Genomic DNA, 13020 nt, shown 5'->3' with positions numbered 1-13020 from the left:
AAACCTCGTGGGCCAAGGGGGCCTGGGTGTTAAGATGACTTCGCACGGTTTTCGATTGTAAGGCGAAAACCGGAGACAGGTCCAGGAGGGCCAACCATGACTTCGACGCTCGATCAGGACCTCACCCCCTACGGCGGGGTCGAGGCGAACGCGGCCTGGGCGGAGGAGGTGCGGCGCCTGGCGAAGCAGCGCGACGCGGTCCTGCTCGCGCACAACTACCAGGTCCCGGAGATCCAGGACATCGCCGACCACACCGGCGACTCCCTCGCGCTCAGCCGCATCGCGGCGAGCAGCGACGCGTCCACCATCGTCTTCTGCGGCGTGCACTTCATGGCCGAGACCGCGAAGATCCTCGCCCCGGAGAAGACCGTCCTGATCCCGGACGCGCGGGCCGGCTGCTCGCTGGCCGACTCCATCACCGGCGCCGAGCTGCGGGCCTGGAAGGCCGAGCACCCGGGCGCGGTGGTCGTCTCCTACGTCAACACCACGGCCGAGGTGAAGGCCGAAACCGACATCTGCTGCACGTCTTCGAACGCGGTCGACGTCGTCGCCTCCATCCCCGCTGACCAGGAGGTTCTCTTCCTGCCGGACCAGTTCCTGGGGGCACACGTCAAGCGCGTGACCGGCCGGGAGAACATGCACGTCTGGGCCGGGGAGTGCCACGTCCACGCGGGCATCAACGGCGCCGAGCTGGCCGAGCGCGCCGCCGAGGAGCCGGACGCCGACCTGTTCATCCACCCCGAGTGCGGCTGCGCCACCTCGGCGCTCTACCTGGCCGGCGAGGGTGCCGTGGCGCCGGACCGGGTCAAGATCCTCTCCACCGGCGACATGGTCCACGAGGCCCGTGACACGAAGGCCAAGACCGTGCTGGTGGCCACCGAGATCGGCATGATCCACCAGCTCCGCAAGGCCGCGCCGGGCATCGACTTCCGCGCGGTGAACGACCGCGCGTCCTGCCGGTACATGAAGATGATCACCCCCGCCGCGCTGCTGCGCTGCCTGCGCGACGGCCTCGACGAGGTCCACGTCGACCTCGAGACGGCGGCCCGCGCGAAGGCTTCGGTGCAGCGGATGATCGAGATCGGGCAGCCCGGCGGCGGCGAATGACCACGCCGGTTAATGACCCACGGGCGAAAACCCCGGTTTGGGAAGCCCGTGCCGACTTGGTCGTGATCGGCAGCGGCGTCGCGGGGCTGACAGCGGCGCTGCGGGCGCAGGCCCTCGGGCTGCACGTCCTGGTGATCACCAAGGCCGCCGTCGCGGACGGCAACACGCGCTGGGCCCAGGGCGGCGTCGCCGTCGTCCTGGAAGACCAGCACGACCTCGACGACTCCGTCGCCCGGCACGCGGAGGACACCTTCACCGCGGGCGCCGGCCTGTGCGACGAGCCGGCGGCGCGTTCGATCATCGACGGCGGCCCGGCCGCGGTCGCCCGGCTGCGGGCGGACGGCGCGAAGTTCGACGTCGCGGCCTCCGGGCTGCTCGCGCGGGGCCGCGAGGGCGGGCACAGCGCGTTCCGCGTGATCCACGCGGGTGGCGACGCGACCGGTGCCGAAGTCGAACGCGCCCTGGTCGCGCAGGCCGGGCAGGCGGGCGTGCCGGTGCTGGAGCACCACATCGCCGTCGACGCGCTGCTCACCCCCGGCGGGCGGGTCGCCGGCGTGACGGTGCTCGACCGCCACGGCGTGCCCGGCGCCGTCCGCGCTTCGGCCGTGCTGGTGGCCAGCGGCGGCCTCGGGCAGCTCTACCAGGCGACGTCGAACCCGGAGATCGCCACCGGCGACGGGCTCGCGCTCGCGCTGCGGGCCGGCGCGACCGTCGCGGACATCGAGTTCGTGCAGTTCCACCCGACCGTGCTCTACACCCCGGGCGCGCGCGGCCGCTGCCCGCTGGTCACCGAAGCGGTGCGCGGCGAGGGGGCGACGCTGGTCGACGGCGCCGGCCTGCCGGTGATGCCGGGCGTGCACCCGCTCGGCGACCTCGCGCCGCGTGACGTCGTCTCGGCGGCCATCACCCGGCGGATGGCGGAGGCGCCGGGCGGTGTCGACGACCACGTCTTCCTCGACGCGACTTCGGTCGCCGGCTTCGCGCAGCGGTTCCCGACGGTGTTCGCGGCGTGCGCGGCACTGGGGCTCGACCCCGCCGTGGACCCGATCCCGGTCACCCCGGCGGCGCACTTCTCGTGCGGCGGCGTGGTGACCACTGTGGACGGACGCTCGTCGGTGGCCGGGCTCTACGCGGCCGGCGAGGTCGCGCGCACCGGGCTGCACGGCGCGAACCGGCTGGCGTCCAACAGCCTGCTCGAAGGCCTGGTCGTCGGGCAGCGCGTCGCGGAGGCCGTCGCGGCGGACCTCGCGGCCGGGCTGCTGGCCGATCCTGCGCGCGGGCGGCTGCCGTCGCGGACCACCGCGCCGGCGGCGGAGCGCGACTCCCTGCAGCGGGTGATGAGCCGGTACGCGGCCATCGGCCGGGACGCCGACGGCCTGGCGGCCGCCGGCTCGGTGCTGGATCTGTCGCTTTCGGACACTCCGTTGTGGACACACGCGGGCGTCGAGGACGCGGCGCTGACCGTGGTGGCGCAGGCGCTGCTCGCCGCGGCCGTCCGGCGCACCGAGTCGCGGGGCTGTCACGTGCGCACCGACTTCCCGTCGCGCGACGACGGCTGGCGGCGCAGCCAGCTCATCCGGCTCAGCCCGTCCGGCCAGCCCGTGCTGGCCGACCCGATCCCCCTGGAGGGCGTGGCATGACGTTCCCGATCTCCGACTCCGTCCGCCGGCTGATCGCGGCCTCCGGGCTGGACGTCGACGACGTCGAGCGCGTGGTGGCCACGGCGCTGGGCGAGGACCTGCGGTACGGGCCGGACGCGACGACGGCGGCCACCGTGCCCGCCGACGCGGCCGCGGTCGCCGAGCTGACCCCGCGCGCCGACGGCGTCGTCGCCGGCCTGCCGGTGGCGCTGGCGGTGTTCGACATGGTCCTGGGCGACGGGTACGAGGTGCTCGCCCGGCGCGAGGACGGCGACCGGCTGGTCGCGGGTGAACCCGCGCTGGTGCTGGCCGGCCCGGTGCGCGGGCTGCTCACGGCCGAGCGCACGGCGCTGAACCTGCTGTGCCACCTCTCCGGCGTCGCCACCGCGACCGCCGCCTGGGTGTCCGAAGTGGACGGTACCGGGTGCGCGATCCGGGACTCGCGCAAGACGTTGCCGGGCCTGCGGCTGCTGCAGAAGTACGCCGTCCGCTGCGGCGGCGGCGTCAACCACCGGCTGGGTCTCGGCGACGCGGTGCTGATCAAGGACAACCACGTCGTCGCCGCGGGTTCGGTGACCGCGGCGCTGGCCGCGGCCCGGGCGCACGCGCCGGAACTGGCCTGCGAGGTCGAGGTCGACACGCTGGACCAGCTGGAGGAGGCCCTGGCCGCCGGGGCGGACGAGGTGCTGCTGGACAACTTCACGCCGGAGGACTGCCGCCGGGCGGTGGCGCGCCGCGACGAAGTCTCGCCGAAGACGCGGCTGGAATCCTCTGGTGGGCTCACCCTCGACCGTGGTAAGGCCTACGCACTGTCCGGTGTGGACTACCTGTCGGTGGGCGGGCTGACGCATTCCTCGCCGGTGTTGGATCTCGGCATGGACCTTCGCTGAGACGTCGTTCCGGGCTAGACTGGCGGTGGCGGAATTCCTTGTCCGCCACCGTCTTTCGGTTTCGGGGGTTCGGGTGCGGTTACCGGCGGTGCTCGCGGTGGCAGGCCTTCTGACGGCGTCGGGTGTGCTGGGTGCACCGGCCGCTTCGGCGCAGGGGTGCGCGAACCCGTCCGGCACCTACACCGGTGAGGTCCCGTGGGGGCAGCGCCTGGTCGACCCGGCGCGGCTGTGGCCGCTGACGCGGGGCGGCGGCCAGCTGGTGGCCGTGGTCGGCACCGGCGTCGACGGGCAGAACGCGCAGTTCGCCCCCGGCCAGCTCGACGCCGGGGCCGGCACCGAGCGCACGGACTGCGACGGCCGCGGCACGATCGCGGCCGGGATCGTCGGCGCGCAGCCGGATCCGTCGACGACGTTCGCCGGCGTCGCGCCCGGCGTGCGGCTGCTGCCGATCCGCTACACCACCGGCGACGGCGGTGACCCCGGCGAGCTGGCCGAGGCGATCGACCGGGCCGTGGACCGGCGCGCGGGCGTGATCCTGGTCGCCGTGCCCGCGGCGGCCGACAGCCCGGCGTTGTCGGCGTCGGTTGCGCGGGCGCGTTCGCGAGGGGCGGTGGTGGTCTCGGCGGCGTCGGCGACCCAGCAGGGCGCGCGGACGTACCCGACGGCGACGTCCGGCGTCCTGGCCGTCGGGTCGGTGAACCCCGCGGGCGAGCCGGTGCAGACGGAAGCGGGCGACCACCTGGGCATCGCGGCGCCGGGCGCGGAGCTGGTGAGCACATCGGCGGGCGCGGGCGGCGCGGTGGCGCACCGCTGGCCGCTGACCGACCCGAGCCTCGCGGCGGCGTACGTCGCCGGGGTCGCGGCCCTGGTGCGGGCCTACCACCCGGAGCTTTCCGGCGACCAGGTCGTCACGCGCCTGACGTTGACGGCCCACCGCGCGCCGTCCGGTGGCCACGATCCGCGGTTGGGCTGGGGAGTCCTGGACGCGTACGCGGCGGTGTCGTCGACCCTGCCGGCCGACGTTCCCCCGCCGGGCGCACTCCCGCCTTCGGCCTCGGCCCCGGCGGTGGTCCCGGCCGCCGCGCCCGCGCCCCGGCCGTCGAACGTCCCGGCGGGCACGATCGCCCTGGCCGGAGTCGCCCTGGCCGCGGCGGCCGGGGTGACGGTGGCGGCGGTGCGCCGGGCTCGCCGCCGTGGCTGGCGCCCCTCCCGCTTCACCCCGTAACCCGTGTCGTCCCCGCAATCACATGTGATGCCCCTCCAATCACGTGTGATGCCCGCTCGATCACGCGAGATACCCCTTTCGGCACGCGGACTCCGGTGATCGGGGCCGGGATTCGCGTGATCGGGGACGGATCTCATGTGATTGGAGGCGGATCTCGCGTGATTGGGGAGGCATCACGTGTGATTGGAGGGGCATCATGCGTGATTGGCGGGGCGACACGGTCAGGCGGGGACGGGGCGGGTGGAGCCGATGATCGTGACCGAGCCGGCGACGTGGATCGTGAAGTCCGCGCCTTCGCGGGTGAAGCGGGTGATCTGCTCGCGGGGGGTGCTGCGGTCGTGGGATTCCCAGCCTTCGCGGTGTAACGCCGGGAGGAGGGCCGCCAGGCGGGTTTCCGGTGCCGCCGGGTGGTCGACGCGGACGCCGTACTGCCAGCACAGCAGGTGGCCCGGGCTGGTCGGGTCGCAGTCCAGCTCGCCCGAAAGCGCCGGGTCCGCGGAGCCGCCGAAGGACGCCGCGACGTCGTCGATCACCGTCGTCAGCTCGGCCGCCAGGCGGGTCAGTTCCGGGGTCATCGGAGGTCACCGCCCGAGGTGAGGACGCGGTAGATGTTCGTCCACGAGTCCGAACCCGGCTTCAGCACGTCGTTGTGCGACGACACGCCCCAGATCGCCGAACCGGACGCGTCGTTGCCGGTCGGCAGCTCGGTGACGCCCGGGAAGACGTCCGGGTCCGCGCCGTGGCCGATGCCGGTCCACTCCAGGCCCCACGCGTTGCCCTGGGCGAGCACGATCGGGTCCAGCGGGGCCGTCATCGAGAACCGCTGGACCCCGGCCTGGCTCGCCGGCAGGTCGGCCGTCGACCACACGCCGTGGCCCATGCCGGCCGACTCGACGTGCAGGACGCGGTCGACGTCGAGGCCGTGCGTCTCCGCGAGCCCGACCGTCGCCCCGCCGTAGCTGTGCCCGATCGCGGTCAGCGTGACGCCGGAGCCCGCGTGGCTCGCGATCTCGCCGCGCAGGTCGTCGGCGAAGTGCTTGAGGTCCGGCGCCATCGCCTGGGCGTACCCCGCGTCCGGCCCCTGCGCCACCGGGCCCTGCGGGAACACCCCGTCGGCCCAGACGACGACCGCCGTGCGCCCGGTCGGGTCCGCGGCCACCAAGCTGCGTCCCAGACCGGCGTAGGCGTCGAAGTTCGCCAGCTGCGTGTTGACGCCGGGCACGAACAGCCCGACGTTGCGCGTCCCCGGCTCGATGTGCCCGACCAGCTCGGCGATCCGCCCGTTGCCGGCCGGATCGAACCGGAGGATCTGCCGGTCGTGGGCGAGGATGTCCTCGTACAGCTTGATCCGCGCCTGCGACCGCGCGACGTCGTCGGGATCGGTCAACGCCGCCAGCCGCAACCGCTCGGCCGTCAAGGCGTCGGCGACCTTGGCCCGGTTGGCCGCGATCGCGTGCGCCCAGGCCCCGGTGTCGGCCGCGCCACCGATCCCGGCCGGATTTCCCGCGCGGGGCAACGGATCCTCGGGCAGCAGTGCCCGGTACATCGCCGCCACCTGCGCGTCCGCCCGCCGGTACCCCGCCGCGCACGCGGTCAGTCCACTTTGGAGCGTCCGCAGCCGGGACACGCTCGACTCGAGCTTCGCACCCAGCTCGGTCATCGTCTTCTCGAACGTCTTGGCCGCGGCGGCCGACTCGCTCACCTGGCCGAACGCGGTGGCGGGCAGCTTCTCGCCCGCCACCGCCGACTGCACCGCGCCCACCGCGTCCGCCCGTGACCCGAACTCGCCCGCCGCGGTGTCCAGGCGTGCCGGGGCGACGCGGTAGCCCGCCGCCGTCATAAGACGCTGTCTTCGCCGATGACCGGCGGCGCGACCGGCGCCGACTGGCCCCAGACGTTCTCGGTCTCCACCAGCCACGCCGGGATCCGCCGCCCGGAGCCCATGTCCCCGCCGCCGCCCATGCCCATCGGCATCATGGGCATCATCGGCATCGCGCCCTTGGCCGCCGACGCCGCCGCGGCCCCGGCCGCGCCGCCGGCGAGCCCGCTCAGCGCGTTGCCCGCGCCGCCGTCGCCGGCCAGGCCGGAGTGCGCCGCCGGGACTTCGCCGGGCCCGGTGAGCCCGCCGCCGACCGGGACACCGCCGCCGCCTCCGCCGAGCGAAGGCGCGTCACCGCCGCCGATCGGGATGCCGCCGCCGGAGCCGCCTTCGACGCCGGCGCCGCCCCCGCCGAGCTTCGTGCCCGGCGGTTGTTCCTTGTCGTCCTTGGGATCCTTGCCGGTCGCCCACGACGGCACCTTCGGCATGATCGAACCGAACCGGCCGAACGCGGCGGCCGAAGCCGCGGCGAGCCCGGCGGTGAACATGTCGCCGAACAGCGGGTTCGACGTCGGCACGGTCGTCCCGGGCTGGGTCGTCGTCCCGCCGCCGGGCAGCGGGTGCCCGTCGGCCGGGGTGACGACGACGCCACCACCACCGGTCATGCCGTTGCCGACGAGCCCCGGCGAACCGGCGCTGCCCGCACCGCCACCGGCAGGCGGGGCCGGGGGCGTCGGGACGGCGTTCGGCGACGCCGGGATCGACTCCTCCGCGGCGGTGTACTCCCCGGCGAGCTGGGTCATCACGACGATCGCCTTGCCGTGCGCGGAGCCCGCGGCGTTCGCGGCGGCCTGCTGCGCTTCGACGTTCGCGATGGCCTGCTGACGCTGCTGCGCCGCGGCCTGCACGAGGGCCGGTGAGGCGTCCGGCGGCAGCAGCGGCGGGTTCACCGCGAGCGCGACGTCGGCGGGGGCGACGTCCGGCACCGAAACCGGCGGCGGCATCTCCTTCTTGGCCTTCACCAGCGCGTCGGCGGCGTCGCCGAGCGTCACGTTCATCGCCTCCGCGGTCTGCGCCACCTTCGAGATGCCGTTCGCGAGGTCGATGATCATCCGCTGGTACTGGTCGGCCGCGCCACCGGTCCACTGGTCCTTGAACTCGGTGAGCTCGGCGTTCAGGTTGTGGGCCTGCTCGTGCAGGTGCAGCGCGGCGGACTTCCACTTCTCGGCGGCGTGCCGCGCGCTGTTCGGGTCGCCGGCCTGCAGCATCGCGTACAGCTGCTGGTGGCTGTACGCGGCGAAGTTCGTGTGCGCGGTGTTCGTCATCCCTTGCGGCTCCCGTCGGTGTCTCCGCCGCCCAGCAGGCCCAGGACCGGGTCGAGCAGGCCGGTCACGGCGCCCGAAGCGTGCAGGTCCCCGGCCACCGACTGGTCGGCGTGCTGGTAGCCGTCGGCGACCGTGGTGGTGACGTCCTGTGCGAACCCGATCGCGCTGCGGACCTGGTCGAGCAGGCCCTGCATCTCCGAGACGGCGGCGCGGTGGGCGTCGGCCAGCGACCCGGCCTCGCCGAACTCGCCGAACAGCAGCGGCTCCTCGCCGAGGGTGAGCAGGAAGTCGTTCGGTTTCGACATCGCGTGGATCTGGGTCTCCAGCTCCCGCACGAAGTCCTTCAGCGATTCCAGGTGGACGTAGTACGACTGGTCTGGCATCGGTCCCGGCTCTCTGGCGCGATGGGGCTGACGTGGGGAAAGCCGGTCGGCCGGTGCGAGCGGGGGGTTTCCCGCACCGGCCGACCGACGTCTGGGGTGCGGCTCAGCCCGCGAACAGTCCCTGGTTGCGGTTCTCCAGCGACTGCTGGAGGTCGTGCGCCTCGCCGACCTTCCCGCCGAACTGCGCGATGATCGCGACGATGTCCGCGGTGGCCTGGCGCAGGCGCGTCTCGGCCTGGCGGGCGGCGTCACCGGCGGAGCTGCCGGAGGCGTACCAGGTCGCGGTGATCGGCTGCAGGTTCTGGTGCAGCTGCTCCAGCTGCGAGGTGAGCGCCTTGGCCTTGGCGGCCAGGGATGCCGAGCTGTGCTGCAGCGCGGCGAAGTTGATTTCGACGACGTCGGCCATGGTGGGCGTCCTCTCGGGTCAGGGGTTGAGGCGGGGGAGCACGCCCGAGCCCTCGAGGGTGTTGCCGACCCCCTGGAAGCTCTGGTGGACGTCGGCGTCGCCGCGGCCGTAGTTCGCGTGGCTGGTGTGCACGAGCTGCGACATCGTGTCGAGCTCCTTCACCGCGGCGGACATCTTCTCCTGCAGCCGCCGCTGGAGGTCCCAGAAGGCCACGGCCTGGTCACCCTTGTAGTTGCGCAGCGCCTCGGTCAGCTCGGACTCCAAGCTGGCCATCGTGGACTTGGCGTTCGTCGCGGTTTCCTCGAAACCCTGGACGGCGCGCGTCATGGCAGCGGAATCTGCCTGGAATCCCGGACTGGACATCGACGGGCCACCTCCTTCCTGAAGCGAATTCCCCTGGCGCGGTGGTCCGCGCGGTGTGAAAGTCACGCTAGAAAAGAGGCCAGTGTGGTCAAACGGCACAACTGCCGGTCGTACTGACGGCACTATTACCCACGCGGGCGGGGGTAGGGCGGTCCCCACCCGCCGACGGTGGTGCGCTCCAGTGACCTCGAGCCGTGCCGGCGCCAGGCTTGAGACCATGGCAGACAAGGGAAATCCGCTGGTCACGGTCCGCGCGTGGCACCGCCCGCTGGTGGTGCTCGCCGGGGCGATGGGGGTGCTGTGCGCGGTCTCGCTGCTCGGTCTCCTGCTCGATGATCGCACGCTGGTCAACGCGCCGATCTGGCTCAAGCCGTTCAAGTTCTCCGTTTCGATCGGGCTCTACGCGCTGACGCTGGCGTGGCTGCTCACGCACGTGCGCCGCGGCCGCCGCACCGGCTGGTGGTTCGGCACGGTCTTCGCCGTGGGCATCGGCCTGGACTTCGTGCTGCTGGTGTGGCAGATCGTCGTCCGCGGCCGCACGCTGCACTTCAACCAGTCGACGCCGGCCGACGCCGCGATCAACAACGTCGTCGCGGGCGGCGCATACACGGCGTGGCTGATGACCGCCGCCGTCGCCGTCCTGCTGCTGTTCCAGCGCATCCCGGACCGCGCGCTGCGCTCGGCGCTGCGCTGGGGCGCCGGTATCGCCGTGGTCGGGATGTACGTCGCGACGCTGATGTTCTCGCCGACCCCGGCCCAGCAGGCGGTGCTCGAGGCGAACGGCAAGTACTCGACGTTCGGCGCGCATTCGGTCGGCGTCGAGGACGGCGGCCCCGGGCTGCCGGTGGTCGGCTGGAGCACGGTCGGCGGGGACCTGCGGATCCCGCACTTCGTCGGCATCCACGGCCTGCAGGTGCTGCCGCTGGTCGCGTTCGGCCTGCTCCTGCTGGCCCGCCGCCACCGGGTGCTCGAATCCGACGTCGTCCGCCGGCGGCTGGTCCGGACCGCGGGCGCGGGCTACCTGGGCCTGATCGCGCTGCTCACCTGGCAGGCCGAGCGCGGCCAGTCGATCGTGCACCCGGACTTCTGGACGCTCGCCGCCGCCACCGGCCTGATCTGGGCGCTCGCCCTCGCGGGCACGCTGTCCCTGCGGTCGCTCCCGCGGGAGCGGGTCGGTTCTGCCGAAATTCTGAGATCCGCCCGGTAGACCGGGACACCCCGGCGAAAGGCGGTCGCGATGGTCCACCCGCAGGCACTGCTGGACGAGCTGGACCGCGCCCCGGGGGTCCCGGCGTTCGAACACGGCTCGCGGGTGACCACCCGCGGCGAGCTGCGGGAGCTGATCGGCCGGTTCACCGCGGGGCTCCGGGCGGCGGGAGCCGGCCCGGGCGAGGGGGTCGGGCTGGCCACCGCCGTCACCCCGGAGGGGTTCGCGGCGCTCGTCGCGGTGCACGTGCTCGGCGCCCGCGCGGTCGCGGTCCGGCCCGGCCTGCCGGAGGCGCAGCTGCGGCACATCCTCGGCGACGTCGCGGTGGTGGTCACCGACGACGCGGTGCCGGTGCCCGCGGAGGTGCCGGTGCTGCGGATCGGGCCTGCGCTGCTGGCCCGGTTCACCGAGCCGGTGCCGCAGGGGCAGCTCGACGACGTCGCGACGGTCGTGTTCACCAGCGGCAGCACCGGCGTCCCGAAGGGCGTGGCCTACAGCTACCGCGCGCTGACCGAAGGCCGCGTGTGGCGGCCGCCGGTGCCGGGCTCGGCGCACGAACGGCTCGGCGCGGGGTTCGGGCGGTACCTGCTGTTCGGGTCGCTGGCCAGCGCGGTGATGGTCGAGCAGCTGGGGGTGTGCCTGTTCGCCGGCGGCACGGCGGTGATCCCGGAAGCGCTGCCGGACTTCCTGTCGGTGCTGCCGCGGCTGGGCATCACGGCGGCGCTGACGACCGTGCCGCGCCTGCACCAGACCCTCGACGTGCTGCGGGAAACCGACGTCGACCTGAGCTGCCTGCGGCGGCTGATCGTGGCCGGGTCGCCGGTGCCGCCGCACAAGCTCGCCGAGGCGGCGGAGCGGATCGGGCCCGCGATGCACCACGCGTACGGCCAGACCGAGACCGGGATGCTGACCATCTGCCGGGCCGACGAGGGCCTGGGGTCGGTCGGGAAGGCCTGCGACACGGTGGAGATCTCGGTGCGCGGCGGCGAGGTGTGGGTGCGCACGCCGTCGGCGTTCGCGGGCTACTGGCGTGATCCCGCCGGGTCCGCCGAAGTGCTGCGCGAGGGCTGGGTGCGCACGCAGGACCTGGGCTCGGTGGACGCCGAGGGCTACCTGCACCTGTCCGGCCGCGCGCGGGACGTGGTGATCGTGAACGCGATCATCCACTACACCGGCCCGATCGAGCGGGCGATCGCCGCCTGCCCGGACGTCGACCAGGCCTACGTGGTGGCGGTGCCCGACGAGCGGACCGGGGAGGCGGCGCACGCGTTCCTGGTCCCGGCGCCGGGCCGTTCGCCGGACCTCGACGAGGTCCGCAAGGCGGTGGCGGCCGAGCTGGGGGAGGCGGCGGTGCCCGCGCGGTTCAGCTTCGTGGGGTCGGTTCCGGTGGCGCCGTCGGGCAAACCGGACAAGGCGGCGCTGCGGGCGTCCATTGTGGACTGACTACTTCCCGGCGCGCAGGTCGGTGATCACCTTGGCGACGCGCCGCTGCCGGGTCTCCGCGGTCTTCGCCTGGCCGATCGGCAGCACGAACCGCTGTTTCGCGCTGTAGGACAGGCTTTCGAACCGGGCCTGGGCGGCCTCGTCGGCGGCGAGCGCTTCCGCCAGGTCGGCGGGGATCTCGAGTTCGCGGGGCGCGGTGTCGAGGGCGATCTCGACCTCGACGTCGTCCCCGGCGGCGACGCCGGCCTGCCCGCGGTTCTCCGCGCTCAGCGGCACCAGGAACTGCCCTCCGCGGCTGGCGACCGTGGTGCGGTACGTGTGACCGCCGAGCGTCACGGTGACCGCGGGCTTCTTGCCGGCGCCGAGCGCCTCGACGACGTCGGCGGGAACCGGCAGGCCGGTCGCGGTCTTGCCGCCGAGCAGGACCTGGGTGCTGAACTTCATGCCGCGAGTATGCCGCGTGCCTGCCGCGCGGGCGGCCGGCACGCGGCACCCGGTCGGTCAGACCCCGGCGGTGGTGCGGATCCAGCTGCGGCTGGAGGCGATGCTCGCGTAGTTCTGCGTGCCCTGCGTGTTCGAGCCCGAGTTGCTGCCCGTCGAGCACACGCCGACCTGGACGCCGTTGTAGAGCTGCGGGCCGCCCGAGTCGCCGTGCCACGCCGAGCCGTTGATGCCCTGGCTGGCGATCGCCGTGCCGCCGTAGGCGTCCGAGCTCAGGCCCGTCACGCGCACGTTGGCCGTCTTCAGGGTGCTCGACGGCGGGTTGCTGCCCTGCGTGCGGCCCCAGCCGTAGATCTGGTTGGTCGATCCGGTCGGCGGGTTGCCCGTGCCGAGCTTCATGTACGTCGTGCTGACCGCCGTCGTCAGGTGCAGCAGGGCGATGTCCCCGTTCGGGGAGGCCTTCTGCTGGTCGACGGTGGCGTTCGTGCCCTGCTGGAGCGTCACGTTGCCGACCTTGACGTGCATGCCCGGCGAGTTCAGGCAGTGCTGGGCGGTGAGCACCCACTGCGGGGCGATGATCGTCCCCGAGCACTCGAAGCCGCCGTACGTCGTGACGTTGTTCCAGTAGATCTGGGCGCCCCACGGCGCGGAGGAGACCGTGCTCCCGCCGATGATGTCCTGCTGGGCGTCCGCAACCCCTGCTGAGACCAGACTCAGCGCCGCGGCGGCAGCTCCCACCGCGGCCACAGCCCTCGACATTCGCATGAAAAT

At 73.6% G+C, this 13020-nt stretch carries 14 protein-coding genes; 6 read left to right on the top strand and 8 right to left on the bottom strand.

The genetic code is table 11. The features are described from left to right. Positions 1 to 96 precede the first annotated feature (96 nt). From nadA to ACWEGE_RS20345, 4 genes are all read left to right on the top strand, one after another. A complete protein-coding gene (gene nadA / locus ACWEGE_RS20360; protein ID WP_449661998.1) occupies positions 97 to 1107 on the top strand; it encodes a quinolinate synthase NadA in 1011 nt (336 codons plus the stop codon). Beyond that, positions 1104 to 2747 (top strand): L-aspartate oxidase, encoded by a 1644-nt coding sequence (locus tag ACWEGE_RS20355; protein ID WP_449661997.1) that lies wholly within the window; start codon positions 1104 to 1106, stop codon positions 2745 to 2747. Before nadA ends, ACWEGE_RS20355 begins: the two co-directional genes overlap by 4 nt. Then, positions 2744 to 3637 (top strand): carboxylating nicotinate-nucleotide diphosphorylase, encoded by an 894-nt coding sequence (nadC, locus tag ACWEGE_RS20350; protein WP_449661996.1) that lies wholly within the window; start codon positions 2744 to 2746, stop codon positions 3635 to 3637. Before ACWEGE_RS20355 ends, nadC begins: the two co-directional genes overlap by 4 nt. 88 nt (positions 3638 to 3725) lie before the next feature. Continuing rightward, positions 3726 to 4862, top strand: coding sequence for a S8 family serine peptidase (locus ACWEGE_RS20345; RefSeq protein ID WP_449662029.1), 1137 nt, complete (start codon positions 3726 to 3728; stop codon positions 4860 to 4862). Positions 4863 to 5083: 221 nt separating this feature from the next. Here the strand turns inward: ACWEGE_RS20345 and ACWEGE_RS20340 are convergent, their stop codons facing one another. From ACWEGE_RS20340 to ACWEGE_RS20315, 6 genes are all read right to left on the bottom strand, one after another. After that, positions 5084 to 5437, bottom strand: a complete 354-nt coding sequence (locus tag ACWEGE_RS20340; protein ID WP_449661995.1) for a hypothetical protein — start codon at positions 5435 to 5437, stop codon at positions 5084 to 5086. Further along, entirely contained in the window at positions 5434 to 6702 is a 1269-nt protein-coding gene (locus tag ACWEGE_RS20335) for an alpha/beta hydrolase (RefSeq protein WP_449661994.1), read from the bottom strand. The genes ACWEGE_RS20340 and ACWEGE_RS20335 overlap by 4 nt, the downstream gene beginning before the upstream one ends. Continuing rightward, entirely contained in the window at positions 6699 to 8006 is a 1308-nt protein-coding gene (locus ACWEGE_RS20330) for a WXG100 family type VII secretion target (RefSeq protein WP_449661993.1), read from the bottom strand. The genes ACWEGE_RS20335 and ACWEGE_RS20330 overlap by 4 nt, the downstream gene beginning before the upstream one ends. Then, entirely contained in the window at positions 8003 to 8389 is a 387-nt protein-coding gene (locus tag ACWEGE_RS20325; protein WP_086847144.1) for a hypothetical protein, read from the bottom strand. The genes ACWEGE_RS20330 and ACWEGE_RS20325 overlap by 4 nt, the downstream gene beginning before the upstream one ends. Before the next feature lie 103 nt (positions 8390 to 8492). Next, positions 8493 to 8795 (bottom strand): hypothetical protein, encoded by a 303-nt coding sequence (locus tag ACWEGE_RS20320; RefSeq protein ID WP_003057455.1) that lies wholly within the window; start codon positions 8793 to 8795, stop codon positions 8493 to 8495. 18 nt (positions 8796 to 8813) lie between these two features. Next, a complete protein-coding gene (locus ACWEGE_RS20315) occupies positions 8814 to 9158 on the bottom strand; it encodes a WXG100 family type VII secretion target (protein ID WP_152603733.1) in 345 nt (114 codons plus the stop codon). A gap of 217 nt (positions 9159 to 9375) precedes the next feature. Here ACWEGE_RS20315 and ACWEGE_RS20310 point away from each other — a divergent pair, with 217 nt between their 5' ends. Next, on the top strand, positions 9376 to 10365 hold the full coding sequence (locus tag ACWEGE_RS20310; protein WP_449661992.1) for a hypothetical protein: 990 nt from the start codon (positions 9376 to 9378) through the stop codon (positions 10363 to 10365). A gap of 30 nt (positions 10366 to 10395) precedes the next feature. Then, entirely contained in the window at positions 10396 to 11808 is a 1413-nt protein-coding gene (locus ACWEGE_RS20305) for a class I adenylate-forming enzyme family protein (RefSeq protein ID WP_449661991.1), read from the top strand. On the opposite strand, the gene ACWEGE_RS20300 is transcribed toward ACWEGE_RS20305, so the two are convergent. Both ACWEGE_RS20300 and ACWEGE_RS20295 read right to left on the bottom strand, forming a co-directional pair. Next, the gene (locus ACWEGE_RS20300; RefSeq protein ID WP_449661990.1) at positions 11809 to 12252 is read right to left on the bottom strand and encodes a YdeI/OmpD-associated family protein; all 444 of its coding nucleotides are present in this window, start codon (positions 12250 to 12252) and stop codon (positions 11809 to 11811) included. A gap of 57 nt (positions 12253 to 12309) precedes the next feature. Further along, positions 12310 to 13014 (bottom strand): S1 family peptidase, encoded by a 705-nt coding sequence (locus tag ACWEGE_RS20295; RefSeq protein ID WP_449661989.1) that lies wholly within the window; start codon positions 13012 to 13014, stop codon positions 12310 to 12312. Positions 13015 to 13020: the final 6 nt, after the last annotated feature.

The sequence above is a fragment of the Amycolatopsis sp. NPDC004747 genome, from assembly GCF_053601335.1.
The sequence above is the reverse complement of the archived record's forward strand: the minus strand, read 5'-3'. Positions and strand labels throughout refer to the sequence as shown.